Annotated in this window: 1 pseudogene; it reads left to right on the top strand. The window is 52.0% G+C overall.

The features are described from left to right. Positions 1–574: 574 nt before the first annotated feature. A pseudogene (locus PO883_RS34630) lies at positions 575–906 on the top strand (hypothetical protein); the annotation flags it as partial.

Genomic DNA, 906 nt, shown 5'->3' with positions numbered 1-906 from the left:
GATTACTTATGAGCGCAGCGACTTGCTGCTAATAATACTTCATCAATAGTTTCCACGCATTCGCAACTTTTTCCCCGCGCACCAGAAAGACGCCTCGGAGATGCAATTAGACTACGGATTGTCAGCCTGTAAATATTATCTAAAATGAATGTGTAAATATATCACAACTTAGAAAAACATACGCTTATTTGCGGGTTTTGTCGCATCGGTGAAGGTCGGTGGGTCGATCAGGTGGACTGCGGCGCCCGAACCGAGAGGAATCCCTGAATCCGTGCTCCAGCTCACGCAATAGTTGATCAAGTCATTGATTGCAAAGTAAAATATTGCATTTCCTGCTTTCACCCGACTGATCATGCCACGCTTTGAAGTTAAGCAATCGCGCAACCTGGAATTAACCTCGCACGCCGGGCTTGGCCTGATTGGCCAATGCTTTGAGGCCGCCCAAGTCGAGGGTAGCCGTTCACTTCCCCCTATGAGAAAGCCAAAAAATTTCACCTAGGAAGTTGTCGATATTGCATAATACTCAACGATGCAAATAAAGCCAACGCCACTTACCGATCACGATCTTCGCCAGATGAGCGACGAGTGGGTGAGTTCGCTCACGCCGTCGCAAAAGGAAGAACTGTTGGTTCGTGCGCTGGCCGAATTACGCAAGTCGCGGGATCGGCTCAATCAAACACCAAACAACAGTTCCAGGCCGCCGTCGAGCCGCGCCCCATGGGAATCGACGCGCATCGAAACGGATGTCGTTGCAAGCACTGGCACGGCGCCCATGACAGTTGATGCCGCCGCAGCCAAGGGAGGGGATGCGCCAAGTCCGCTACCGGCGTCTACAACATCGCCCGGCAAGTCTGTCAAGTCCGGCATCAGGAAGGCTGGCAAGCAAGTCGGCGCCAAAGGATTTGG

This window comes from Massilia sp. DJPM01 (genome assembly GCF_030348125.1).
GTDB classification, from domain to species: domain Bacteria; phylum Pseudomonadota; class Gammaproteobacteria; order Burkholderiales; family Burkholderiaceae_D; genus Telluria_A; species Telluria_A frigida.
The sequence above is the reverse complement of the archived record's forward strand: the minus strand, read 5'-3'. Positions and strand labels throughout refer to the sequence as shown.